We start from the raw sequence: 25,153 nt of genomic DNA on the forward strand, positions 1-25,153 counted from the left end.
GCCGCTCCCCGGGCCCTCCCCGTAGCCGTCCCGTCCTCTGGCCCCGGCGCTCGGCCCGGCCGCTCAGCCCAGCCGCTTGACCGCCGCCTCGACGCGTTCGTCCGTGGCCGTCAGCGCCACCCTCACATGGCGCGCTCCCCCCGGACCGTAGAAGTCACCGGGCGCGACCAGGATGCCCAGCTCCGCGAGGTGCGCCACGGTGTCCCAGCACGGCTCGTCGCGCGTCGACCACAGATACAGGCTGGCCTCGCTGTGGTCGACACGGAAGCCGTGCGCCTCCAGCGCGGTGCGCAGCGCGGTGCGACGGGCCGCGTACCGCGCGCGCTGTTCCCGTACGTGCGTGTCGTCGCCGAGCGCCGCCACCATCGCCGCCTGCACCGGCGCGGGGGTCATCATCCCGCCGTGCCTGCGGATCTGGAGCAGCCCTCCGAGGACGGCCGCGTCTCCCGCCACGAACGCCGCGCGGTATCCGGCGAGGTTGGAGCGCTTGGAGAGCGAGTGGACGGCGACGATCCCCTCGTACGTACCGCCGCAGACGTCCGGGTGCAGTACGGAGACGGGCTCGGCCTCCCAGCCCAGCTCCAGATAGCACTCGTCGCTGAAGACCAGCACCCCGTGCTCCCGCGCCCAGGCCACGATCCGGGCCAGCGCGTCCTTGGGCAGCACCGCTCCGGTCGGGTTCGACGGCGAGTTCAGCCAGAGGAGCTTCACATCCTCCAGTCCGGCGCCCGCGGGGTCGGCCCCGAAGGTCTCCGCGTCGTACGGAACGGGCTCGGTGCCGGCGAGCCGGGCCCCCACCTCGTACGTCGGGTACGCGAGCCGCGGATACGCGACCCGGTCGCCCGCGCCGAGGCCGAGCTGGGTCGGCAGCCAGGCCACCAGTTCCTTGGAACCGAGCACCGGCAGCACGTTCTCGTGTGTGACCCCGGCTGCGCCGAGCCTGCGCTCCACCCATCCGGTCAGCGCGTCACGCAGCGCGGCCGTGCCCCACACCGTCGGATACCCCGGTGAGTCGGCGGCGGCGGTCAGCGCCCGCTGGATCAGCTCGGGGACCGGGTCGACGGGGGTCCCGATGGACAGATCGACGATCCCGTCGGGATGAGCCGTGGCCTTCGCCTTGTGGGGCTCCAGCTTGTCCCAGGGGAAGAGGGGAAGGCGCGAAGAGACAGCGGACACGTGCTCACTCTTTCTCGTACACACTTCTCGTACACACTCGTACCGGACGGTACACACTTGTACCGGACGGCACTCGTACCGGGCTCGTACCGGACCGCGCGGACCCGGACCGTGCGGACCCGTACCGGGAAAACACCCCGGTCCCGTACGGCGCGGGCCGTACGGGACCGGGAGGCACGCTGTCAGCCGTTCTGGGGCGGCAGCGCGGCGATGAAGGGGTGGTCGCGCTCGATCAGGCCGAGCTTGGAAGCACCGCCGGGCGAGCCGAGCTCGTCGAAGAACTCGACATTCGCCTTGTAGTAGTCCTTCCACTCCTCCGGGGTGTCGTCCTCGTAGAAGATGGCCTCGACCGGGCAGACCGGCTCACAGGCTCCGCAGTCGACGCATTCGTCCGGGTGGATGTACAAGGACCGGGAGCCCTCGTAGATGCAGTCGACCGGGCACTCCTCGATGCACGCCTTGTCCTTGACGTCGACACAAGGCTGCGCGATGACGTAGGTCACGCTGTCGTTCCTCCTCGATAGGGCGCGGCGGGCCGATCTGCGGCTCCGTCCACGGGCGCGCGGAAGCGCGGCGTCGTCGATGCCCGCATCTAGTATCTCCGTTCTTGAGCACGATCCGAACAGGAGGGGCGGACAGAGCTGTGGAATTCACTGCGGGCGGACGGCTCCGGGTCCGTCTGACCCCGGCTGACGTGGGCAAACGCGTTTCGGTCAGACAGCTGACGGGCGGGGGCACGGGGGCGCAGAAGTTCACCGACACGGTCGGCGTTCTCACATCGTGGGACAAGGGTGTGTTGCTGATCACACGCCGTACCGGCGAGAGCGTCCGCGTCCCCGAATCGGCCCTGGTCGCGGGGAAGGTCGTACCGGCCGCGCCCGCCAGGCGCCGGGGGCCCGCGGCGGACTTCCGGGAACTGGCACGGGTCGGTGCGCGCGCCTGGCAGCCGGTGGAGAGCGAACCGCTCGGCGAGTGGCTGCTGCGGGCCGCGGGAGGCTTCACCCGGCGGGCCAACTCCGTCCTGCCCCTCGGCGACCCGGGGACAACGCTGGACGAGGCGCTGGAGCGCGTACGGCGGTGGTACGGGGAGCGCGGGCTGCCCGCGTACATCCAGGCCGCGACCGGCGCGGAGGGCACCCAGGAGACGCTCTGCGCGGAGCTGGAGCGGCGCGGCTGGCGGCGGGAGACGACCACGGAGGTACGGATCGGGGCGCTCGCCGCGATCGGGGACCAGGACGCCGGGGACGCCGCCCTCTCGCGGGTACGGCTGGACCGCTCCATCGGCTCCATCGGTTCCATCGGCACGGACGCGGATCCGGACACGGGCGCGGGCACAGGCACGGGCACGAGCACGGACACAGGCACGGCCACCGGCTGGCTCCGGCGTTACCAGCGGTCCGGCGTGCCGGGACCCCATGTGCTCCACGTACTGGCCGGCGGCCCTTCGGTGTGGTTCGCCTCGGTGCCCGGAACGGGGGACGTGCCCACGGCCATCGGCCGGTGTGTGGTCGACGGACGCTGGGCGGGGTTCATGGCGGTGGAGGTCGACCCGGCCCACCGCCGCGAGGGCCTGGCGACGGCCGTGATGACCGCGCTCGCCCGGCGCGCGCTGGAGGAGGGTGCGTCCGCCGCCTGGCTCCAGGTGGAGTCGGACAACACCGGGGCGCGTGCGCTGTACGACGCCATGGGCTTCGCCGTCCACCACCGCTACCACTACTTCCGATCGCCCTGAGCGGGTACGAGGCCGATATGCGACCGGAATCCGACGACCCGCGCCGCCGCTTCGCCCTGGAGGCCCGCGCGGACCGTCCCGACCTGGCGACGCTCTGTCTCCTGGTGGGCGCCGAGGCCGATCCCGCCCTGGGCGAGGCGGGTATCGACGCGGCCCAGGCCGAGTTGGACCGGCTCGCGGGGCTGCTGCCCTTCGGCGTCCTCGGGGCGCGCGCCTGGGCGGTCGCGCTCGCGGAACTGCTCGGCGGGCGATGCGGTTTCGAAGGCTCCCCCGCCGACTACCAGCGCCTCGACTCCTCGCTGCTGCCGGTGGTGCTGCGGCGCCGTCGCGGACTGCCCATCCTGCTCTCGGTGGTGTGGATGGAGGTCGCGCGACGGGCCGGGGCGCCGGTGTACGGGGTGGCCCTGCCCGGCCATTTCGTGGTCGGCTTCGGCGATCCCGGCGAACGGATCCTGGCCGATCCCTTCGCCGGCGGACGGCTGCTGACCAGCGCGGACACCGCGCTGCTGGTGACCGGTACGACGGGCGGGACCCTGGAGGACACGGCGCTGGACACCCTCTTCGCCCCGGCCGATCCGCTCGGCATCGTGCTGCGTGTCCTGAACAACATCCGTGCCTGGGCGGCCACCCGCCCCGAGCGCACCGATGTGTCGCTGTGGGCGGTCGAACTCTCCTTGCTGCTCCCCGCGCACCCGGCCCGACTGCGCTACGACCGTGCCCAACTCCTCGTCCAGCGCGGGGAGTTCCTCCAGGGCGCGACGGAGCTGGAGGAGTACGCGGAGGTGGTGGCAGCCGTCGAGCCGTCCACGGCGGAAGCGATCCGCCGCCGGGCACGGGCGGCACGGGCGATGCTCAACTGACCGCCCCGAGCGGACCGCCCAAAGCGGACCGCCCTGACCCACTCACCCACTCACCCACTCACCCACTCGGCCCGATCGCGACGGAACACACCGTCGGCGGACGCGCCGGAGCCCCCGCCCAGAAGAGGACGGGGGCTCCGGTACAGCCGATCGGCCAAACCGACTAGCTGGGGTCGAGATCGATCACCTGGGTGCGTTCGGCGGTTGTGGTGCCGAGCAGTGCCTTCTGCATCGCCTGGGCGACATCGTCGGCGGAGACGGGGTGCTCCTTGCCGTCCCCCTTGGTGATCGTGATGCCGTCGAAGACGCCTTCCAGAAGCTCCTCGATCGCCTTCTTGTCGTAGACCTCCACCAGCCGGCCGTCGATCGCCTTCATCGAGAGGATCTTCGGCAGCGACTTGGCGGGGCCGAACTGGATCTGCTTGTCGCCGGCGCTGATCGTGATCAGATCGGACATCGCGGGCTTGGCGAACTCGTTCATCGCCCGGTCCAGCTCTGCCTGTGTGATCGTCGGATCGCGAGGAGCGATGGGCAGCTCGACGGTGTTCGTACGGCCCGTCTGGACCTGGGAACGGTAGGCGTCCCGTACCGAGATGATCGAGTGGCTGACATCGAGCGACTGGCCCGACTTGCCCGGTATGGCGACGGCTCGGCCCGGCTCGAACTTGACCGTTCCCTCGGTGGCCGAGCCCGAGACACCGGCCAGATCGGTCAGCGCGGCGCTGAGCTTCTCCTCGTCGACCGGAATCACCGGCTGGGCGATCCGCTGCCCGCCGAAGAGCGAGCCGATCACCGAGACCGGGTTGTAGTCGCTGCCGGCCGCGGCCCGGACCGTCGCCTGGCTGTCCAGGCTGAGGCCCGCCTTGTCCGGGGAGAGCTCCTCGGTCTTGCCGCCGACGCTGAGCAGCAGGGGCGCCGAGGCGCGCTCGCCGAGGGCCGCGTCGAGCTTGATGACCGCCGCGTCACGGGTTCCGCCGCCGATGTCGACCCCGAGGACAGTGGTGCCCTTCGGTACGTCGGAGTGGTTCATGAGCAGACCCGCGCCGTACACACCGCCGCCCGCCACCAGCAGGACGCCAACAAGGAGCGCCAGCTTGGACCGGCCCTTCTTCTTGACGGGCTTGGGGGCGGGGGCCGCCGGAGCGGCGGACCGGGCCGGAGCGGCGGCCGAGGGCCCGCCGCCCTGCGTGGAACCGATCGGACCGGGGAAGTCCGGCGCCGAGAAGTCCTGGTCCTGGCCATGGGTGCCGGGGCCACCGGGCCGCCGGTCCTGGTCGGCGTGCGCGCCGCCGCCCTGCGCTCCCGGACCCGGGAAGGGCGAGCGGTGCTCCGGCGGGACCACGGGGATACCGCTGGTGAGCGTGTCCCCGGAGACATGGCCGCCGCCGGGTCCCGGCTGGGGCGCGTGCTGCTGCGGGGTCAGCTCCGCGGTGTCGTCGGACATCCGCGGCGCACCGCCCTGCCCGCCCTGGGCCTGGCCGGGCCCGGCGCCCAGTGCCAGGGGCGGGGTGCCCAGTGAGGCACCGCCGGTGACGGGTCCCCCGGTCGGGCCGCTGGGGCCCGCGGGAGCGCCGGGGGTACGGATACCGAGCGCCGGTGTGGTGGGCCCGCCACCGGGCCCGAAGCCGCCGGTCCCCTGGACCGGCAGCGCGGTGCCGCCGGAGGGATCGCCGTGCGGGCCGCCGCCGGTGGACGGGTGCGACCGCGCCTGCGGGGGCTCGGAGTAGTCGGCGTAGTACGGCGTGTCGGTGAGCCGGCCGGTGCCGGGGTCGGCCTGCGCCGGCACGGAGACGCCCGCGACGGCGGCCGCGCCCGCGCCCATGCCCGCGCTCGTACCGGTGCCCGTTCCCGTGCCGCCCGCCGGGCCCGTCGAGGACCTGCGTGGCGCGAACCAGTCGTTCGCGGGCTTGTCCGCGGCCGGCTTCTCGTCCGGAGCCGGGCCGCCCAGGGCGTCCGCCCCGTCCTGGCCCTGCTCGGGCATCTGGGCGCCGCTCGTGAGCTCGGCGGCCTTGACGCCCCGGCCGCCCGCGGTGTCGCTCTCGCCCATGGGTGTACGCATCACGACCGGCGGGATCGGCCGCGATCCCGGGATGTTGATCCGGATGCGTGTGGTCAGTGTGGTTTCGGTTCTTGGCTCGTCCGGCTGAGGGGCGAGCGCGGTGTCGGTCTCCTCCGGAGCATCCTGCTGGGGGTGCGACGACGGATACTGGCGGGATCCGTACGGCGGTGTCCCCGAGGGGTACGCGGCTCCGCCGCGCCCCTGGGGCCCGGAGGACGAACTGTCAGTTTCACGACTCAAAGCAGGTTCTCCCGGTTGGCTCCGCCGCCCGTTCTTACTGGTACTCAACTGTTCAGGTCCCCCACAGCCGAAGGCGAGGGGAAGGCCCGGAGCGCGCACCACCATACTGGCCCCAGCCGGCCGGCACCCCACGACCGTGTGAAGCCATGGTTCGCGGGCCGTGCTGACGGGGGCAATTCAGTGGATGACGGGCGCGTCACTTCCCAAGTCGGCCGGACTTCGTGCCCGGTTGCGGCAACCGCGACATGGTGGCACACATCACAGCCACCGCCATCCCGCCCAGCAGATAGATGAGCGGTCCGACGCCCGCGGAGAAGGCCGCGTCGCCTTCCGGGCGGCCGACGCTCAGCAGGACGGCCGCGATCAGCCAGCCCCCGGCGGGCGCTCCCACGCCCATCTGGGTTCCGGTGACACGCAGTCCGCCGAAGAAGACACCGGCGGTGGCGAGCAGGGCCAGCACCAAACCGCCGGGGAACCAGCCGCCTTGGACGAACGAGCCCGCGAGGGCGACGAGGGCGCCCAGCACGGCGAGGCCGACGTAGACGGCGATACGGGAGGGCCGGGGCGGGGTCGGGAGCCCGTCGGCGGCCTGCGGCCGCTTCAGCTCACTCATGCGACGGTCCCACTGCCAAGGCCCGCCGCGCCGTCTTCCGCGTCTCCGGCGGCTCCCGCGTCTCCACTGTCTTCAGTGACTCCGGCGAAGAGATCGCTCTCGCGTTCACCGGCGGACGCTCCGGACACCCCGTGCACCAACTGGTAGTACTCGGCGGCGAAGATCGGCTGGCCCAGATCGTTGGAGAGCGCGAAGAAGGGCCCGTCGACGGCGATTTGCGTCGCGTGGGCCCGCATCGCGGCGGCCTTGCGTTCCCGGTAGGGCGCGCCGTCGATCGCCGCGGTGATCTCCGAGTCGTCCACCACCCCCGGGATGTCGTCGACTTCGGCGATACCGGGAAAATCGGTACCAGTGTCATGAAGCCGGGCGAATCCCTCCACGGCCACCGAACGCGGCACCCGGTTCCAGTAGATCTTGCCGATCGAGTGGGGAGCGCCGAGCCCGGGGCCGTACGCGCTGTCGGCGGCCAGTGCCGCGGCGCGCATGGCGACGCGGTGGGCCTGGATATGGTCGGGGTGGCCGTAGCCGCCGTTCGGGTCGTAGGTCACCAGCACCTGGGGACGCACCTCGCGGATCACCTCGACCAGATGCCCCGCGGCCTCGTCGACCTCCGTGTGCCAGAAGGCGCCCTCGCGGTCGTTCTGCGGCAGGCCCATCATCCCGGAGTCCCGGAATCTGCCGGGACCGCCGAGGAACCGGTGGTCGGAGACACCCAGCTCCCCCATGGCCGCGGCGAGTTCACCGATGCGATGGGCGCCGAGGCCGTCCTCCCGGTCGGCGGCGAGATGGGCGAGACCGGGCGTGATGATCTCGCCCTCCTCCCCGAGGGTGCAGGTCACCAGGGTGACCAGAGCGCCCTCGGAGGCGTACTTGGCCATGGTGGCGCCGTTGTTGATCGACTCGTCGTCCGGGTGCGCGTGCACCAGCAGCAGACGACGGGCGGGTTGGTCGGTCATGAGGACAGCCTACGAGGCCGCCCGTGAAACCCCCGGCCGGTGGGCGGCGGCCGGGGGACGGCGAGCGGAGTCGGAAGGAGGGCCGGAAGCCCGGGGCAGCGGCTCCGGCGGCGGCTGGAGTCGGAGGCCGGCTGGTCGAGGACCGACGAACCGGGGATCACGGAGCGGGGGTCACGAGTCGGACGTCATGAGGCGGGGGTCAGAACTTGATCCCGCCGATCATCCCCGCCACGTTCGTGGTCAGTTCGCTGATGGTGGGAGCGATGGACGAACTGGCGATGTAGAACCCGAGCAGCATGCAGACCACCGCGTGACCGGCCTTCAGTCCGGATTTCCGGACCAGCAGGAAGACGATGATCGCCAGCAGCACCACCGCCGAAATCGAGAGTGCCACGGCGGTTCACCTCCATAAATATCAGTCGGGAAAGAGCGGCATGCATGTGCCTGCAGATTCCTACCCACCTTGCGCTACGGATCATAACTATCCGTACGTACGCATCGGTCGGTGCACGGCAGCACAGGGGGGCGCACGGGCACTAGTTTCGGTCGTATGACCTTGAGCCACGAGCACTCGTTCCCACGCCAGCACGCCAGGACACAGCGGTTCACTCTGGGCGCTCCCCGCGCGTTCGCGGTCTCGCCCGACGGAGCGCGGGTGGTCTTCCTGCGGTCCGCCTCGGGGTCGGACCGCGTGAACGCCCTCTGGGTGCTCGATCTCGAAGGCCCTGGCCCCGGCGGTCGGGAGCGGCTCGCCGCGGACCCCAGGACGCTGCTGGGGGGCGCCGTGGAGCACCTCTCCGCCGAGGAGCGGGCCCGCCGCGAGCGAAGTCGCGAGGGGGCGGAGGGCATCGTCGGCTACGCGGTGGACAATGCGGTCGAAATGGCCGCGTTCGCGCTCTCCGGGCGGCTGTACACGGCCGAGCTGCGCGCCGGCACCGCGCGCCAACTGCCCGTACGGGGACCGGTGATCGATCCGCGGCCCGCGCCCGACGGCCGGCACATCGCCTATGTGGCCGAGGGGGCGCTCCGGGTGATCGGAGCGGACGGGGAAGGCGACCGTGAGCTGGCCGGACCCGGCGGGAGCTCGGCCGACGGGGCAGACGACGGGACGGCCGAAGGGGCGGACGTCACCTACGGTCTCGCGGAGTTCATCGCCGCCGAGGAGATGGGCCGTACCCGCGGCTTCTGGTGGTCGCCCGGATCGGACCGGCTGCTGGTCGCGCGGGTGGACACCTCACCTGTGCGGCGCTGGTGGATCTCCGATCCCGCCCACCCGGACCGGGAGCCGGCCCAGGTCGCCTATCCCGCCGCGGGCACGCCCAACGCGGACGTACGGCTCTTCCTGGTCCCCCTGGAGGGGCCGGACGGCGAGGGGCCGGACGGCGGGTCCGCGCGGCGTACGGAGGTGACCTGGGACCGGGCTCGGTATCCGTATCTGGCCCGGGTCCACTGGGCGTCCGAGGGCGCCCCCCTGCTGCTGGTACAGAGCCGTGACCAGCGCGGACAGCTCTATCTGGCGGTGGACACGGAGACCGGCGCGACCAGGACCGTGCACCAGGACGAGGACCCCGCGTGGCTGGAGCTCTCCCCCGGGGTGCCGGCCTGGACGCCGGACGGACGGCTGGTGCGGCTCGCCGACGAGGGGGGCGCGCGGGTCCTGGTGCTCGGCGACCGGCCGCTGACCGGACCGCAGCTGCATCCGCGCGCGGTCCTGGACATCGGTGACCGGGATGTCCTGATCTCGGCATCGGCCGGCGAGGAGGCGGGTGATCCAGAAATTGGCCAGATTCATGTGTACAGAGTCAGCGATCTGGGGGTGGAGCGGATCTCCGCGGGCGCCGGTGTGCACACGGCCGTACGGTCGGGCGGAGTATCCGTACTGGTGTCGGCCGCCCCGGACGCCCCGGGCTCGTCCGCACAGGTCCTCAGGGACGGCGAGCGGCTCGCCACCATCACCTCGTACGCCGAACAGCCGGTGCTCACGGCTCACCCGACGCTCACCGAGGCGGGCGCGCACCGGATTCCGTGCGCCGTGCTCCTGCCGGCCGACTACCAGGAATCGGATGGTCCGCTTCCGGTTCTGCTGGATCCCTACGGCGGTCCGCACGGCCAGCGGGTGGTCGCCGCGCAGAACGCGTATCTGACCTCGCAGTGGTTCGCCGACCAGGGGTTCGCGGTGATCGTCGCCGACGGCCGGGGCACCCCGGGCCGCTCCCCCGCCTGGGAGAAGGCGGTCAAGCGGAACACGCTGCTCAGCCTGGACGACCAGATCGAGGCGCTGCACGCCCTCGCGGACCGCTTCCCGCTCGATCTGGAGCGGGTGGCGGTCCGCGGCTGGTCCTTCGGCGGCTGGCTCGCCGCGCTCGCGGTCCTGCGCCGCCCCGATGTCTTCCACGCGGCGGTCTCCGGCGCCCCGGTCACCGATCTGCGGCTCTACGACACCCACTACCAGGAGCGGTACTTCGGCACCCCGCAGGAGGCGCCCGAGGTGTACGACGCGCACTCGCTGGTCACGGACGACGGACTCTCGGCGCCCGAGCTGCCCGTACGGCCGCTGATGCTGATCCATGGACTCGCCGACGACAATGTGGTCGTCGCACACACCCTCAGGCTCTCCGCGGCGCTGCTCGCCGCGGGACGGCCCCATGAGGTGCTGCCGCTCACCGGTGTGACGCATATGACACCGCAGGAACAGATCGCGGAGAATCTGCTGCTGCTCCAGGTCGACTTCCTGAAGCGGTCGCTGGGCCTGGACTGACCCGCGGAGCGGCGGCCGGAACGGCCCGGCACAGAGGCGACCGGCCGGGGCTCCCAGAGCCCCGGCCGATCTACGGCACCCGCACGGCCGTACGGAGTTCAGCGTGACGCGTTCGTATATCGGTGTCGCGTCCGTGAAGTTGCCTGTGTGTTAACGAAATTGATGTGTTTTATTACGTTTCGCCCCCCGCGGCCGATACGATCCGTCGCCGCGCCGCGAAATGACAGGCGGAGGGATGCGCGGCCGGTCCCTCCTGCCCCAGGAAGGCCGCCGGGACCGCCAGCTCCGGCTCCTCCACCGCGCACCGCTCCCGCGCCTTCCAGCAGCGGGTACGGAACCGGCAGCCGGACGGCGGGTGCGCCGGGGACGGGACCTCGCCCGCCAGGACGATCCGGTCCCGCCTCTCGCGGGCCGCCGGATCGGGCACCGGCACGGCGGAGAGCAGCGCCTGGGTGTAGGGGTGCGTGGGGTGGTCGTAGATCTGCTGGTCCGAGCCGAGCTCGGCGAGCCGCCCCAGATACATCACTCCGACCCGGTCGGAGATGTGCCGGACGATCGACAGATCATGGGCGATGAACACATAGGAGAGCGCGAACTCGTTCTGGAGCCGCTCCATCAGATTGATGACCTGCGCCTGGACGGAGACGTCGAGGGCGGAGACCGGTTCGTCGGCGACGATGATCTCCGGCCGCAGGGCCAGCCCCCTGGCGATACCGATGCGCTGGCGCTGCCCGCCGGAGAACTGGTGCGGATAGCGGTTGACGTACTCCGGGTCGAGCCCGACCACATCCAGCAGTTCCCGCACCCTGCGGCGCCGGTCGCCCTTGGGTGCCGCCTCGGGATGGATCTCGTACGGCTCCCCGACGATGTCGCCCACGGTCATCCGGGGATCGAGCGAGGTGTACGGATCCTGGAACACCATCTGGATGTTCCTGCGCACCGCCTTCAGCGCGCGCCCCGACAGCCGGGTGATGTCCTCGCCCTTGTAGCGGATCCGACCGGACGTCGGCCGCTCCAGATTCACCAGCATCCTCGCCACGGTCGACTTGCCGCAGCCCGACTCCCCCACGATGCCGAGGGTCTCCCCGGCGGCCAGACCGAAGGAGATCCCGTCGACGGCCCGTACCGCCCCGATCTGTTTCCTGACCAGGACGCCGCGGGTCAGTGGATAGTGTTTGACCAGGTCGGTGACTTCCAGAAGGGCCTCAGCCATCGAGTGCCTCCCGCCAGAAGTGGCAGGCGCTGTGCCGGCCCCCGCCGATGTCGTGGAGCGGGGGCTCGTCCGTACGGCAGATGTCCCGGGCGATCGGGCAGCGGGGGTGGAAGGCGCAGCCGGGCGGGACGCGCAGCGGATTCGGCGGCAGGCCCCTGATCGCGTACAGCTCCCGGCCCTTGCGGTCCGGGCGCGGGACCGAGTCCAGCAGACCGCGGGTGTACGGATGGGCCGGGGCCTTGTAGAGGGCGTGCACCGGCGCGGTCTCCACGATCCGCCCCGCGTACATCACCGCGATCCGGTCCGCGGCGTCGGCGACCACCCCGAGATCATGGGTGATCAGGACCAGCCCCATGTCCAGCTCGCGGCGCAGCTCCGCGAGCAGCTCCATGACCTGGGCCTGGACGGTGACATCGAGCGCGGTGGTCGGTTCGTCGGCGATGATCAGCGGGGGTTCCAGCGCGAGGGCCATCGCGATCATGACGCGCTGGCGCATACCGCCGGAGAACTGGTGCGGATAATCGCCGACGCGTTCCCGGGCCGCCGGGATCCCGACCCGGTCCATCAGCTCGACGGCCCGTGCCCGCGCCTGCCGGCGGGACATCCCGCGGTGCACCACGAACATCTCGCCGAGCTGGGTGCCGACGCTGAGCACGGGGTTGAGCGCGGACAGCGCGTCCTGGAAGATCATCGCCATCCCGGCGCCCCGGATCCGGCGCCGCCGCTCCTCCTTGAGCTTCAGCAGATCACGGCCCTGGAAGAGCACCTCACCGCCGGTGATCCGGCCGGGGGGCGAGTCCAGGATTCCCATGACCGCCTGCGCGGTGACGGACTTGCCCGAGCCGGACTCGCCGAGCACGGCGAGCGTCTCGCCGGCGTCCACCGCGTAACTGACGCCGTTGACGGCCCTGGCGACACCCTCGCGGGTGCGGAACTCCACACGCAGATCGCGTACGTCGAGCAGCATGGGCGGACTCCCTGGAATCGCGGGTCGCAGCACTAGCGCAGCTTGGGGTCGAGGGCGTCGCGTACCGCGTCGCCGAGCATGATGAACGCGAGGACGGTGACCGCCAGCGCGCCGGCCGGCCAGAGCAGCATGTGCGGGGAGTTGCGGATGTACGGCGAGGCGTCCGAGATGTCGATCCCCCAGGACACCGCGGGCGGTCTGAGCCCCACACCGAGGTACGAGAGGGTCGCCTCCAGCGCGATGAACGTACCGAGCGCGATGGTCGCCACAACGATCACGGGCGCGACGGCGTTGGGCAGGATGTGCCGGAGCAGGATCCGTGTGCGGGAGGCGCCGAGTGCCCGCGCCGCCTGCACGAAGTCGTTCTGGCCGACCGTGATCACGGACCCGCGGGCGATCCGGGAGATCTGCGGCCAGCCGAGCAGCACCATGAAACCGATCACCGGCCAGACGGTGGTGCCCGCCACCAGGGACAGCAGGACGAGTCCGCCGAGCACCACCGGAACCGCGAAGAAGACATCGGTGATCCGGGAGAGGACCGCGTCCCAGACCCCGCCGAAGAACCCGGCCAGGGCGCCGAGGACCGAGCCGGTCACGGCGACCCCGAGGCTGGCGAGCACCCCGACGACGACCGAGGTCCTGGCGCCGTGGACCGTACGGGTGTAGATGTCGCAGCCCTGTCCGTTGAAGCCGAAGGGATGGCCGGGCCGGGAGCCCTCCTGGGCACGGGCGAGATCGCAGGAGAGCGGGTTGCCGCCGGCGATCAGGGACGGCCGGACCGAGATGGCCACCAGGAAGACGATGACGAGCGCCGAGACGAGGAAGACCGGGTTACGGCGCAGATCGTGCCAGGCGTCCGACCACAGACCGCGGGGCCGTCCGGTGGGCGCGCCGCCGCCGGGGCTCCCGGGCCGCCGCTCCGGGGCGGCGGGCCTCTCGGCCTCACCGGCGGCGAGGACGGTCGCGGCGCCCGCCGCGGAGGCGGCGACGGCGGTGGTCCTCGGTCGGGCGCACTGCGGCTCAGGCATAGCGGATCCTCGGGTCGAGAACGGCGTAGACCAGGTCGACCAGCAGATTCGCCAGCAGGAAGACGATGACGAGCACGGTCACGAAGCCGACGACGGTCTGGGTGTTCTGGCGCAGGATCCCCTGGTAGAGCTGGAATCCGACGCCATGGATGTTGAAGATCCGCTCGGTGACGATGGCGCCGCCCATCAGGGCGCCGATGTCCGTGCCGATGAAGGTGACCACCGGGATCAGCGAGTTCCGCAGGAGATGGCGGGTGATCACCCGGTGTCTGGGCAGTCCCTTGGCGACGGCGGTACGGACATGGTCGGAGCGGGCGTTCTCGGCGACCGAGGCGCGGGTCAGCCGGGTGACATACGCCAGGGAGACCGACGCCAGCACCAGTCCGGGCAGGATCAGCTCGTCGAACGGCGCGGTGTAGGAGACCGACGGCTGGATGATCCTCCACCTGACGCCGAACAGGAGCTGCGCCAGCAGCCCGGTGACAAAGGTCGGTACGGCGATGACCACGAGCGTCAGCAGCAGTACGGAGGTGTCGACCGGGCGGCCCCGGCGCAGACCCGTGATCACCCCGAGGACGACCCCGATGACGAGTTCGAAGGCGACGGCCACGAGGGTGAGCCGGATGGTGACCGGGAAGGCCGACGCCATCAGGTCGATGACCTTCTGGCCGTTGAAGGCGGTCCCGAAGTCGCCCGAGAACACACGGCCCATATAGGTCAGATACTGCTGCCACACCGGCTGGTCGAGGCCGAACTCCTGGCGCAGCCGGGCCTCGGTCGCCGGATCGCACTGTCTCTCGCCGCAGAGTCCCGCGATCGGGTCGCCCATCACATGGACCATCAGGAAGATCAGCAGGGTGGCCCCGATGAAGACGGGGATCATCTGGAGCAGACGGCGGATCACATAACGTCCCATGAGGTGCTCCCCCTTCCCGGTGTCAGCCGACCTTGATCTCGTTGTAGACCGGCACGCTGAAGGGGTTCAGTTCGACATGGGAGATCCGGGCCGCGTAACCGGCGCTGCCGTTCTGGTACCAGAGCGGGATCCCCGCCATCTCGTCCCGTACGACCTCCTCGGCCTGCTGGAACTTGCGGACCGCCGTCGCGGTGTCCGTATCGGCGTTGGCCTCGTCGACCAGTTCGTCGAACCGGGCGTTGGCCCACTTGCCGTCGTTGGACGAGCCGTTGGAGTAGTAGAGCGGCTGAAGGAAGTTCTGGATCAGCGGATAGTCCATCTGCCAGCCCGCGCGGAACGGGCCGGTGAGCTTCTTCCGGCCGATCCTGTTACGGAAGTCCGCGAAGGTGCCGACCGGGCTGCCAGCACACGATCTGTCGTTGCCCAGCGCGTTGTTGATGCTGTTGCAGACCGCGTCGACCCACTCCTTGTGCGATCCGCTGTCGGCGTTGTACGTGAGGGTGAGCCGGCCGCCGGGGATACCGCCGCCCTCCGCGATCAGTCTCTTCGCCGAGGCCGGATCGAAGGCGCAGGCCTTCCCGCAGAGCCCGGCTCTGTAGCCGCCGTCCGCGCCGAGGACCGGGGAGGTCCAGTCGGTGGCGGGGGTGCGGGTCCCGCGGAAGATCGTTTCGGTGATCTGCTCACGGTTGATCGCCATGGAGAGGCCGGTGCGGACCTTGACGGCGCCCGGGGTGTTCCAGGCCGGGTCGTAGTACGGGAAGGAGAGGCTCTGGAGGATGCCGGCGGGGGTGTTGATGTACCGGCCTTCGAGATCGGCCCTGACGTTCTTGAGCTGCGCGGCCGGGACGTCGTCGACCAGATCGAGATTGCCGGAGACCAGATCGGTGTAGGCGGTGTTGCCGTCCGTGTAGACCCGCAGATCCACTCCGCCGTTGCGCGCCTTGTCGCCGCCCGGGTAGCCCTTCCAGGTGCGCAGCGACATCTGGGCGCCCCTGGTGTACTTCTCGACCGCGTACGGGCCGTTGCCGACGGGTCTGGCGAGCCAGGCGTCGTGGTCGTCGAAGAACGCCCGGGGAAGCGGCGCGAACGCGGCGTACCCGAGGGTGTCCGGCCAGGTGGAGAAGCGCTGCGACAGTCTGACGGTGAAGGACAGGGGGCCGGTGACCCGGAGGCCCGAGAGGGTGGCCGCGGTGGGCCGGCCCGAGGCCGGGTGGACCTTGTCGTACCCCTCGATGTACTCGAAGAAGTACGCGCTCTTCTGGTTGTTCCTCAGATGCGCGCCGTAGTTCCAGGCGTCCACGAACGACTTCGCCGTGACCGGCTCGCCGTTGCTGAAGGTCCAGCCGTCCTTGAGGGTGACGGCGAAGTTCGTCGAGTCCGTGGTGTCGATCCGCCGGGCGAGGGCGTTCTCCGCCCTGCCGGTCCTCGGGTTGTACTTCTTCAGCCCCCGGAAGATCATGTCGAGGACCTTGCCGCCCTGGACCTCATTGGTGTTCGCGGGCTCCAGCGGGTTCTGCGGATCGCCCCAGGAGGAGGAGAGCACCCCGTCGGGTCCCCCGGCGGCGCCGGCGCTCCCCCCGCCGCACGCTGTCGCGGTGAGGGCGGCGGCCACCGCGTACACGGCCCATGTGACGGGTGCGGCTCCACGCATCGAACGTGCCTCCTCACCGGGCGCCGGGTCGTCCTCCGTGTCCCCCAATACACCCCACGCGGTGATCATCCGCACGTCGGCGGCGGCTGTACGGGGCGGCCGGGGGCCGACGGTATGACGGCCCGTCACAACGGAACACGTCGCAACGGATCACGCCAGGCCGGGCCCGTCACACCGGGAGCGTGACCTCCCAGGTGTCCACCGAGAAGTACAGCCCCATGCCGTTGGCCTCGTACAGCCTCAGCGCCCCCGAGGCGTTCCGGGTGTCCACCCCGAGACCGACCTGGTCACGGCCCAGTCCCGCGAAGACCGCGAAGGAGTGGCGCAGCAGATATCCGCCGAGCCCCCGGCCACGCGCCTCCTTGACCACCCCGACATTGCTGATCCAGCCCTGCGACTCGCGGTCGTTCCTGCTGACCAGCAGACCGGCGTCGCCCAGCCCTTCGACGGCGGCGATCCAGACCAGCGACCAGTCGAACCGCTCGGCCTCCAGGTCGTCCAGCCACTGCCGGTAGGTCCGCGGCTGGTGGTCGAAGTGTTCGGCGAAGGTACGCTCGCGCAGCTCGTGCGCCAGCCTGCGGTCGGCCTCGGCGGTGCACGGGCGCAGGGTCACCCCCGGCGGCGGTACGGGCACCGGGCAGGTCTCCGGGGACACCTCACGGGTCATCACCTGGTAGCGGCGTACGCGCTGCCAGCCGCGTCCCGTGATGATCGCGGTGTCCAGGGTGGGGTCGATGTTGAGATGCAGATGGACGACGGCCCGCCCGGCGCCGTTCTCCCGGGCGCGCTCGGCGGCGCGTGCCTCCATCAGGTCGAACAGCAGGACCGCCGCCGCGTCGTGGCCCGGGAGCACATAGTGGTCCACATCGATGCGCTCGGCGCCCGAGTCGTCCCACAGCAGTCCGTAACCCACCAGCTCGCCGCCCTCGTGGGCGAGCCAGGAATTGCGCGCGAGGTCCGCCTCCGGGTGCCTGAGGTCGGCCGCCACCTCGTTCAGATCGGTCTCCGGCCGGCCGATCTCGATGGTGTCGATCACATTGAGCAGATCGCGGATCGCGGGGGCGTCGTCGAGCGTGACGGGACGTATGGAAAGAGCCATGGCGCCCACTGTCCGGAGGCCGGAACCTCCTCGCAACGGCATTTCCGACCGGCGCGGCACGGGCGTACCCCGTCCCTTTCCCGTACCCGCGCGGGTGGGAGGGTGGTCCGTATGGCGGACGGCGAGGACAGTGAGGACACCGGGGACACCGAGGACACCACGGGCACCGGGGACACCGAGGTGGCACGGCTTCTCGGCCGCTTCGGGGCCGACCTGGGCGCGGTGGCGGCCCCGGTCGCGCTCTGGGCACACGGTTCACTGGCGCTCGGGGACTTCCGGCCGGGCCGGAGCGACCTCGATCTGATCGCGCTGGTCGGCGGCGAACTCACCGGCGTACAGGAGGAGCGGCTGCGCGCCGTCCATGAACGGCTGGTCGCCGAGGTGCCGTACGGCCGCTCGCTGCACTGCACGTATCTGCCGCTCACCGGTGTGGCGGACACCGGGCGCACGCATCCGACCTGGGCCCTCGGTGAGTGGTTCGAACGGCCCGTGACCCCGGTGGCCCGTCGTGAACTGGCCCTGGGCGCCCGGGTGCTGAGCGGCCCCGGGCCGTCCGGCCTGCTGCCCGAGGTGAGCGACACGGAGCTGACGGACTTCATCCGCGCCGAGCTGCGCGGCTACTGGCTCCGGGTCACCGCCAGGCCCGAGCTGTGGCTCCAGGACATCTGGGTCGATGTGGGCATGCTGACCTTCGCGCGGGCGGCGGTGACCCTGCGCGAGGGCCGGCTGGTCACCAAGCGGGAGGCGCTCGACGAGCTGCGCGCGCGGGGCGCGCCGGCCGAGGTCGTCGACGACATCGCCCGCCGCAGATACGGAACGCGCGGCGGAGGTGCCGCGGTCCCTCCCGCGAACGACCGGGAGTCCGCTCCCGCGAACGACACCGCGTCGGGCCCGGTGTCCGGCCCCGCGAACGACCCCGCGTCCGGCCGGTGGGCGTCTCACCGGGGCGAGCTGGCACGGGAGTTCGTACGGCAGGGCATCGAGCGGGTGCTCGGACAGCGGGCGCTCGAATAGCGGGCGCGGACACCGGAAGGGCCCGCGCCGGAGGAAGCTCCTCGGGCACGGGCCCTTCCGTACATCGGCGCACGGCCGGGGCGGCTCACGCCTCCTCGGACAGCTCCTTCTCGATGGCCACCAGCGCCGGGTCCAGGACGACATCCTCGCCCCGTGCCTCCGTCGTCGGCTCCTCCGGGAAATGGCAGGCCGTCAGATGCCCCTCGCGGTTGCCCGCGATCTGGAGCAGCGGCGGCTCCTCCGTGGCGCACTTGTCCTGGGCCTTCCAGCAGCGCGTACGGAACCGGCAGCCGGACGGCGGCATGATCGGCGAGGGCACGTCGCCGGCGAGCCGGATCCGCTCCTTCTTGTCCAGGTCGATGTCCGCCTCGGGCACCGCCGAGAGCAGGGCGTGGGTGTACGGGTGGCGGGGGCGCTGGTACAGCGAGTCGCGGTCCGCGACCTCCACCACCTTGCCCAGGTACATCACGGCGACGCGCTGCGAGAAGTGCCGCACGATCGCCAGGTCATGGGCGATGAAGACGAAGGCGATGCCCAGATCGCGCTGGAGGTCCTGGAGCAGATTGACGACCTGCGCCTGGATCGAGACGTCGAGCGCGGAGACCGGCTCGTCCGCGACGATCAGCTTCGGCTCCAGCGCGAGCGCGCGGGCCACCCCGATGCGCTGGCGCTGACCGCCGGAGAACTCGTGCGGGAAGCGGTTGTAGTGCTCCGGGTTGAGCCCGACGATCTCCAGCAGCTCCCGCACCCGGGCCTCACGGCCGCCGGGCGGATTGATGCCGTTGATCTCCATCGGGCTGGAGATGATCGTGCCGACCGTCTGCCGCGGGTTCAGCGAGGCGTACGGGTCCTGGAAGATCATCTGGATCTCGGACCGGATCGGCGCCATCTGCCTGCGTGAGGCGCGGGTGATGTCCCGGCCGCGGTAGGTGATCGTGCCCGCGGTCGGCTCCAGCAGCCGGGTGAACAGCCGCCCCGTGGTCGACTTGCCGCAGCCGGACTCGCCGACGAGGCCGAGGCTCTCGCCCGGGTAGACGCTCAGGTCCACGCCGTCGACGGCCTGGACCGCGCCGACCCTCCGTTTGATGGGAAAGCCGCCGTAGATCGGGAAGTGTTTGGTCAGGCCCTTCACTTCGAGCAGCGGCTCGGTCGCCGAGGCGGGGTCACGGCGCGGTGTGCCCGCGTCCGTGACGGGTGTGGTGGTGTTCTTCTCGCTCATGGTCATAGCCCCAGTCGCCGGTACATCAGCCCAGCCGGGGCTGAATCTTCTCGATGAAAACCTGCTGCTTGCGGTCCGCCGGCAGATGGCAGGCGGCGCCGCGCCCCTGCGGGAGCAGCGGGCGCTCGTGCAGACAGCGCCCCCCGTCCACCAGGTCGGCATAGGCACAGCGCGGGTTGAACGCACAGCCGGAGGGCGGGTTCAGCAGGCTGGGCGGGGTGCCGGGGATGGGCTGAAGCGGCTCGCTCACATCGGACGACAGGCGCGGCATCGAGCTGAGCAGGCCCCAGGTGTAGGGGTGCTGCGGCTGCTTGAGCACCTCGCGCACGGAGCCGCGCTCCACGGCGCGTCCCGCGTACATCACCAGCAGGTCGTCGGCGACATTGGCCACGACGCCCAGATCATGGGTGATCAGGATGATCGCGGAGCCGAATTCCTGCTGGAGGTCCTTGAGCAGATCGAGGATCTGCGCCTGGACGGTCACGTCCAGGGCGGTCGTCGGCTCGTCGGCGATCAGCAGCTCGGGATTGCACACCAGCGACATGGCGATCATCGCGCGCTGGCGCATACCGCCGGAGAACTGGTGCGGATAGTCGTCCACCCGGTTCTTCGGATCCGGGATACCGACCTTGCCCAGCATCTCGATCGCCCGTGCGCGGGCCTCCTTCTTGGAGGCACCGGTGTGCTTCATGAACGGCTCGGCGATCTGCCGGCCGACGGTGTAGTACGGCGACAGGGCGGTGAGCGCGTCCTGGAAGATCATCGCCATCTTGTTGCCGCGGAGCTTTTCGAGCCGCTTGCCCGAAACATCCGTGAGGTCCTCGCCGTCGAGCAGGATCTCGCCCGTGACGGATGACGACTCCGGGTTGTGCAGCCCCAGGATGGACAGATTGGTCACGGACTTGCCGGAGCCCGACTCGCCGACGATACCGAGCGTCTTGCCGCGCTCCAGATCGAAGGAGAGTCCGTTCACGGCTTTGACGACGCCGTCCTCGGTGGAGAAGTGGACACGCAGATCGCGCACCGACAGGAACGGGTCCGACGCGTTCGGGGCCGGGGCGTCCTGGGTCTTGGTGAGTGTGGTCACGGTCGTTCTCCTAGGACAGACGTACGCGCGGGTCGATGACGGCGTACATGGCGTCCACGATGACATTGAACAGAAGGATGAAGGCGGCGCTCACGATCATCACGCCCATGGTCAGCGGCAGGTCCTTGTCGATGACCGAGTCACGGGCCAGCCGGCCGATGCCGGGCAGTCCGAAGGTGATCTCGGTGACCATCGCACCGCCGAAGAGGGCGCCGAGGTCCATACCGAGGATGGTGACGATCGGGATGAGCGAGCCGCGCCACGCGTAGCGGAAGAAGACGTAGCGGCTGCCCATGCCCTTGGCGCGGGCCGCCCTGACATGCTCTTCCTGGAGCTGTTCGATCATGGTCGACCGGGACATACGCGTGTAGTTGGCGGTGAAGATCACGGACATGACCAGCCAGGGGATCAGCAGGCCCATGAACCAGCCGCTGAGGCTCTCGGACGGCGGGACCCACTTCGGCTTGTTCAGCCAGCCGGTGCTGTAGACGAAGAGACCGAGCACGACCGGGCCGAGGAAGTAGATCTGGAGCGAGCTGAGCACCAGCGAGACGGAGCTGAACACCTTGTCGGTGGGGGTGCCCTTCTTCCACGCGGCCAGCATGCCGGTGCCGAGGCCCACGATCAGGAAGACGATCAGACCGCCGACCGAGAGGGAGAGCGTCAGGGGGAACCGGTCGATGATGGTGTCCCACACCATCTGCTGGTTGTCGAAGGAGACACCGAAGCAGGGGGCGGCGCAGTGGCCGACCGCGAAATCCCGGCCGGCGAAGATGCCGACGATGAAGTCCCAGAACTGTACGGGCACCGGCTTGTCGAGGCCGAGGTTCTGGTGGATGACCGCCAGCGCGTCCGGAGTGCAGTTCTTGCCACACGCGAGCAGGGCGGGGTCCTGGGGGATCGCGAAGAACATGAAGAACGTGACGGCACTGATCAGAAAAAGGGTCAGGACTGCGCCGAACGCCCGGCGAGTAAGGAATTGAAGCATGGCTTGGTCGCTGCTCTCAGGACGGCGGCTGTGAGGGGGTCGAGAGGTGAGGACCGGCGGACCGGAGGTGCGCACTCCGCCGGGTGCGCACCTCCGGGCCCGGCCTACACGCTGCTTACTTCTTCAGGAACAGACGCGTGACGTCGACGTAGCTCGCGTCGGTCGAGTAGCGCAGACCACCGACGTTGGAGCCGAAGATCTGGAACACCTTGGTGAAGTAGATCGGCGCCGCCGGGTTGATCCGCTCCACGATGTCGTGGTGCAGCGCCGTCCACGCCTCCTGGGCCTCGGCCGGGTCCGTGATCTTCAGGATGCGCGCGATCTCGGAGTTGACCTTGGGGTCGTTGATGTGCGAGTAGACGGAGGAACCGTCCTGGATCTGCTTGCCGTCGTACAGCGGCGGGATGACCGTGGAGGCGGACGGCCAGTCCTGGCCCCAGCCGGTCATGTAGAGGTCCAGGCCGTTGTCGACCTTGCCGACCTGCTCGTACCAGGTGGTGGAGTCGATCTCCTTCTTGACGACATCCAGACCGATCGCCTTCAGCCGGTCGGCGATGACGACGGCCTGCTGCTGGCGGACGGGGGTGTTGCCGTACGCGTAGACGACCTTCTGGCCCTCAGCGCCGGCCTCCTTGATGAGCGCCTTGGCCTTCTCGATGTCACCGTTCGGCTTCTTGAGCTTGCCGAAGGGGTCGTAACCCTTCTCGTAGCCCGGGGTGGTCGGGGAGATCAGACCGGTCGCGGTCTCACCGCCGTAGGCGCCACCGTCGAGCTTGTAGATCTGCGCGCTCGGCATCGCGTAGGTGATGGCGTCCCGGACCTTCTTGTCCGTCAGCCGGTCCAGGTTGAAGTTGAGCTGCCACACGTACGGGGCGTAGCCCTGGATCGTGCGCTTCATCGCCTCGGGGTCGTTGACGACGTTGCGGACCTCGTTGGTGGCGACCTGACCCGTGAACATCACGGCGTTCTTGGCCTCGCCGCGGTCGGCCAGAAGGGTCTTGGTCTGGTCGGGGTCGTCGTGGTTGTACTCGATGTTGAAGCCGTCGACGTACTGGTGGCGGACCGAGTCGGTCTTCGCGTCCCAGTTCTCGTTCTTGACGAGGGTCATCGACTTGCCCGGCTTGAAGTCCGAGATCTTGTACGGGCCGGTCGAGACCGGGGCCGTGTCGTACTTCTCCTTGGTGTCCGCCTTCTCGGGCACCACCGAGTAGCCGGGCATCGCGAGCGCCTGCGGCAGGTCGGGCTGCGGGTCCTTGAACTTGAAGACGACCGTCTTGTCGTCCGGGGTCGCCAGGACCGAGTCGGGCAGGTGCTTGCCTTTGTACGGACCGTCCGGGAGCGCCTCGCGGTAGGTGGTGCCCGTGCCGGACAGCCACTGCTGGACGTAGATCGGACCGTCCGTGATGAACGGCGCGTAGAGGCGCTCGATGGTGTGGCGGATGTCGGCGGACGTTATGGCGCCACCGTTCTGGTCCTTCAGCCCGTCCTTGAGGGTGAAGGTCCAGGTCTTGCCGCCGTCGGTCTGCTTGCCGGAGTCGGTGGCCAGGTCACCCACGAGGGTGAGCTTGCCGTTGTCGTCCTCCTGGTACTGCGTCAGACCGCGCTGGATCAGACGGTCCAGCAGCTTGGCGTCACTGACATAGCTCTGACCCGGGTCCAGGTGCGAGAAGTCGGACTCCTGGTAGACCGTCAGGGTGCCACCGGGCTTGGCACCGGGCACCTCGGCCGCGGGTCCGGTGGAGGCCTTGGCGTCACCGTAGACAACCGCCGCCGACTGCTTGGCGGCGTCCTCCTGGGTTTTGCCCTTGTCCTTGGTCCCGCTGCTGCCGTCGTTGCCGCCACAGGCGGTCAGCGCCAGCGAGCCGGCCGCCAGGGCGACGACGACAGCGCGTGTCTTGCGCGTGCCAAAGATGCTCATGGTGATGAGTACCTATCTGTCAGTAGTGATCCAACTGTGCTGCCTGGCGCATCCGGTATGGACCGGCGCCCGGGTGGCAGCAGCCCCTCGGCTGAACGTCAGCGTCCGGACTTCGGGTCGAAGGCGTCTCGAACCGAGTCGCCGAGAAGGTTGAACGCCACGACGAAGATGACCATGGCGACACCCGGGAAGATCATGTAAGCCGGGTCCTGCTCGTAGATGCCGGCCCCGGTCGCGAACATGCGGCCCCAGTCCGGGGTGGGTTCCACATAGCCGACACCGACAAAGGAAAGGAAGGCGACCGCGAGAATGGTCGACGGCAGCAGCAGGGTGGCCTGCACCAGGATCGGTGTGACCAGATTGGGCAGCAGTTCCTTGCGGATGATGCGCCAGGGAGACGCGCCGGCGATCCTGGCGGCCTCCACGAATTCCCGTTCGCGCAGGGAGAGGGTGGCGGCGCGGACCAGCCGGGCCAGACCCATCCAGCCGAGGAACGACAGCACCACGATGATCGCGCCGGCACGGAGAGCCGTGGGGGTCTCCTCGTCGGGGCGGACGAAGGCCGCGACGACGACCGGCATGGAGGCGATGAAGAAGAGCTGGCTGGGGAAGCCCAGCAGGAAGTCGGTCAGCCGGCCGAGCCAGTAGTCGATCTTGCCACCGTAGTAGCCGCCGACGAGTCCGATCAGCACGCCGACGACGACCATCAGGATCGTCGCCACCAGCGCCGTGTAGATCGAGGTGCGCATGCCGTATATGAGCTGCATGAACACATCGCGGCCGAGGTTGGGCTCGATACCGAACCAGTGGTCGGCCGACATACCGCCGAAGGTGCCGGTCGGCATGTTGAACTCGTCGAGCAGATCAAGACTGTCCTGGCCGTACAGGGTGTACGGATCCTTGCCGTAGATCATCTTGATCACGGGCGCGAGAAGCGCGACCGCGAAGAAGACGATGACGACCACGGCGGAGACGACCCCGGTACGGTCACGCTTGAAGCGGCGCCACATCAACTGGCCGGGCGAGAGCCCGGCGAGCGTCTTGGCCTCCTGGGTCCCGTCCTTCGACCCGTCGGACGCGTCGGGAACGGTGGACGACGAGGCGCCCTCGGTCTGTACTGGACTTGTCACGATCGCTCTTCCCCCGTGGGGATCACTACCGCGCGCCCGACCCATTTGGTGCTTATGGCACCACGCATGGGGTCCTCCTCATGAGTCCACTTGTCACTACAAGAAGGGCACTGTCTACGCGCGCTGACACCCCTGACAGTGCGGTTTCCAAGTACCCCGAGTGTGTGCTCGTGAGTCGACGCTCCCCATAGCGTTTGACCCATTGACCCGAGCTCAATGGCCAACTATTAAGTACGGCCGGGCCGTAAACCACACTTAAAGGGTCTCGTTTTGGCAACATCGACACCCCCCGTCCGCCCGAAATCCGGACAAAGTTATCCCAGGCAGACACCCGCGAAACGGACCGTTAACACACCATCCGGTGACCACCGGCCGATAATCGGACGCGATCCACAAAAACGAACTTGACGTCAAGCTGCCCGGAACACCTCGGAACGGTCACCCTCCAGAACCGGACGATCGCGCCCCGCTCCCATGCGTAGCGGAGGTCACACGACGAACGGCCCGGCCCCCGCGATCAAGCGGGGGC

At 69.9% G+C, this 25,153-nt stretch carries 21 protein-coding genes; 4 read left to right on the top strand and 17 right to left on the bottom strand.

The genetic code is table 11. The features are described 5' to 3' along the window. Positions 1-63 precede the first annotated feature (63 nt). Both dapC and fdxA read right to left on the bottom strand, forming a co-directional pair. The gene (dapC, locus tag ACWGDX_RS36665) at positions 64-1,176 is read right to left on the bottom strand and encodes a succinyldiaminopimelate transaminase (protein ID WP_453632776.1); all 1,113 of its coding nucleotides are present in this window, start codon (positions 1,174-1,176) and stop codon (positions 64-66) included. Between the two features lie 182 nt (positions 1,177-1,358). Next, the gene (gene fdxA / locus ACWGDX_RS36670; protein WP_003985062.1) at positions 1,359-1,679 is read right to left on the bottom strand and encodes a ferredoxin; all 321 of its coding nucleotides are present in this window, start codon (positions 1,677-1,679) and stop codon (positions 1,359-1,361) included. Between the two features lie 140 nt (positions 1,680-1,819). Here fdxA and ACWGDX_RS36675 point away from each other — a divergent pair, with 140 nt between their 5' ends. Together ACWGDX_RS36675 and ACWGDX_RS36680 are read left to right on the top strand one after the other, a co-directional pair. Then, entirely contained in the window at positions 1,820-2,908 is a 1,089-nt protein-coding gene (locus ACWGDX_RS36675) for a GNAT family N-acetyltransferase (protein ID WP_453632777.1), read from the top strand. Between the two features lie 17 nt (positions 2,909-2,925). Beyond that, positions 2,926-3,768 carry a transglutaminase family protein gene (locus tag ACWGDX_RS36680; protein ID WP_453632779.1) on the top strand — a complete coding sequence of 281 codons (843 nt, stop codon included), beginning with the start codon at positions 2,926-2,928 and terminating at the stop codon, positions 3,766-3,768. Between the two features lie 163 nt (positions 3,769-3,931). On the opposite strand, the gene ACWGDX_RS36685 is transcribed toward ACWGDX_RS36680, so the two are convergent. The 4 genes from ACWGDX_RS36685 to ACWGDX_RS36700 all read right to left on the bottom strand — a co-directional run bounded on the left by ACWGDX_RS36685 (position 3,932) and on the right by ACWGDX_RS36700 (position 8,030). Beyond that, on the bottom strand, positions 3,932-6,067 hold the full coding sequence (locus tag ACWGDX_RS36685) for a hypothetical protein (protein WP_453632781.1): 2,136 nt from the start codon (positions 6,065-6,067) through the stop codon (positions 3,932-3,934). Between the two features lie 196 nt (positions 6,068-6,263). Then, positions 6,264-6,680 (bottom strand): DUF6113 family protein, encoded by a 417-nt coding sequence (locus tag ACWGDX_RS36690; RefSeq protein ID WP_453632783.1) that lies wholly within the window; start codon positions 6,678-6,680, stop codon positions 6,264-6,266. Further along, positions 6,677-7,636: an N-acetyl-1-D-myo-inositol-2-amino-2-deoxy-alpha-D-glucopyranoside deacetylase gene (gene mshB, locus ACWGDX_RS36695; protein ID WP_453632785.1), complete on the bottom strand. Its 960-nt coding sequence runs from the start codon at positions 7,634-7,636 to the stop codon at positions 6,677-6,679. The genes ACWGDX_RS36690 and mshB overlap by 4 nt, the downstream gene beginning before the upstream one ends. Positions 7,637-7,835: 199 nt before the next feature. After that, positions 7,836-8,030 (bottom strand): hypothetical protein, encoded by a 195-nt coding sequence (locus ACWGDX_RS36700; protein ID WP_046497980.1) that lies wholly within the window; start codon positions 8,028-8,030, stop codon positions 7,836-7,838. Between the two features lie 156 nt (positions 8,031-8,186). Between ACWGDX_RS36700 and ACWGDX_RS36705 the strand changes: the two genes are divergently transcribed. After that, positions 8,187-10,394 (top strand): alpha/beta fold hydrolase, encoded by a 2,208-nt coding sequence (locus tag ACWGDX_RS36705; protein WP_453632787.1) that lies wholly within the window; start codon positions 8,187-8,189, stop codon positions 10,392-10,394. A 172-nt stretch (positions 10,395-10,566) separates the two neighbouring features. Here the strand turns inward: ACWGDX_RS36705 and ACWGDX_RS36710 are convergent, their stop codons facing one another. The 6 genes from ACWGDX_RS36710 to ACWGDX_RS36735 all read right to left on the bottom strand — a co-directional run bounded on the left by ACWGDX_RS36710 (position 10,567) and on the right by ACWGDX_RS36735 (position 17,268). Then, complete coding sequence (locus ACWGDX_RS36710; protein ID WP_453632789.1) at positions 10,567-11,607, bottom strand: ABC transporter ATP-binding protein; 1,041 nt, start codon at positions 11,605-11,607, stop codon at positions 10,567-10,569. After that, the gene (locus ACWGDX_RS36715; RefSeq protein ID WP_453632791.1) at positions 11,600-12,574 is read right to left on the bottom strand and encodes an ABC transporter ATP-binding protein; all 975 of its coding nucleotides are present in this window, start codon (positions 12,572-12,574) and stop codon (positions 11,600-11,602) included. The genes ACWGDX_RS36710 and ACWGDX_RS36715 overlap by 8 nt, the downstream gene beginning before the upstream one ends. A gap of 32 nt (positions 12,575-12,606) precedes the next feature. After that, entirely contained in the window at positions 12,607-13,602 is a 996-nt protein-coding gene (locus ACWGDX_RS36720) for an ABC transporter permease (protein WP_453632793.1), read from the bottom strand. Continuing rightward, complete coding sequence (locus ACWGDX_RS36725) at positions 13,595-14,518, bottom strand: ABC transporter permease (RefSeq protein ID WP_453632794.1); 924 nt, start codon at positions 14,516-14,518, stop codon at positions 13,595-13,597. The genes ACWGDX_RS36720 and ACWGDX_RS36725 overlap by 8 nt, the downstream gene beginning before the upstream one ends. A 22-nt stretch (positions 14,519-14,540) precedes the next feature. Continuing rightward, positions 14,541-16,169: a peptide ABC transporter substrate-binding protein gene (locus tag ACWGDX_RS36730; protein WP_453632796.1), complete on the bottom strand. Its 1,629-nt coding sequence runs from the start codon at positions 16,167-16,169 to the stop codon at positions 14,541-14,543. Positions 16,170-16,338: 169 nt separating this feature from the next. Then, positions 16,339-17,268, bottom strand: a complete 930-nt coding sequence (locus ACWGDX_RS36735) for a GNAT family N-acetyltransferase (protein WP_453632798.1) — start codon at positions 17,266-17,268, stop codon at positions 16,339-16,341. 111 nt (positions 17,269-17,379) lie between these two features. Between ACWGDX_RS36735 and ACWGDX_RS36740 the strand changes: the two genes are divergently transcribed. Then, the gene (locus tag ACWGDX_RS36740) at positions 17,380-18,282 is read left to right on the top strand and encodes a hypothetical protein (protein ID WP_453632800.1); all 903 of its coding nucleotides are present in this window, start codon (positions 17,380-17,382) and stop codon (positions 18,280-18,282) included. 85 nt (positions 18,283-18,367) lie between these two features. Here the strand turns inward: ACWGDX_RS36740 and ACWGDX_RS36745 are convergent, their stop codons facing one another. From ACWGDX_RS36745 to ACWGDX_RS36765, 5 genes are all read right to left on the bottom strand, one after another. Further along, on the bottom strand, positions 18,368-19,501 hold the full coding sequence (locus ACWGDX_RS36745) for an ABC transporter ATP-binding protein (RefSeq protein ID WP_453632802.1): 1,134 nt from the start codon (positions 19,499-19,501) through the stop codon (positions 18,368-18,370). A 25-nt stretch (positions 19,502-19,526) separates the two neighbouring features. Further along, entirely contained in the window at positions 19,527-20,588 is a 1,062-nt protein-coding gene (locus tag ACWGDX_RS36750) for an ABC transporter ATP-binding protein (RefSeq protein ID WP_453632804.1), read from the bottom strand. A gap of 10 nt (positions 20,589-20,598) precedes the next feature. Continuing rightward, on the bottom strand, positions 20,599-21,576 hold the full coding sequence (locus tag ACWGDX_RS36755) for an ABC transporter permease (protein WP_365902710.1): 978 nt from the start codon (positions 21,574-21,576) through the stop codon (positions 20,599-20,601). Between the two features lie 115 nt (positions 21,577-21,691). Beyond that, positions 21,692-23,494 carry an ABC transporter substrate-binding protein gene (locus ACWGDX_RS36760; RefSeq protein ID WP_453632806.1) on the bottom strand — a complete coding sequence of 601 codons (1,803 nt, stop codon included), beginning with the start codon at positions 23,492-23,494 and terminating at the stop codon, positions 21,692-21,694. A 98-nt stretch (positions 23,495-23,592) separates the two neighbouring features. After that, complete coding sequence (locus tag ACWGDX_RS36765) at positions 23,593-24,624, bottom strand: ABC transporter permease (protein WP_453632808.1); 1,032 nt, start codon at positions 24,622-24,624, stop codon at positions 23,593-23,595. Positions 24,625-25,153: the final 529 nt, after the last annotated feature.

This window comes from Streptomyces sp. NPDC055025, assembly GCF_053608565.1.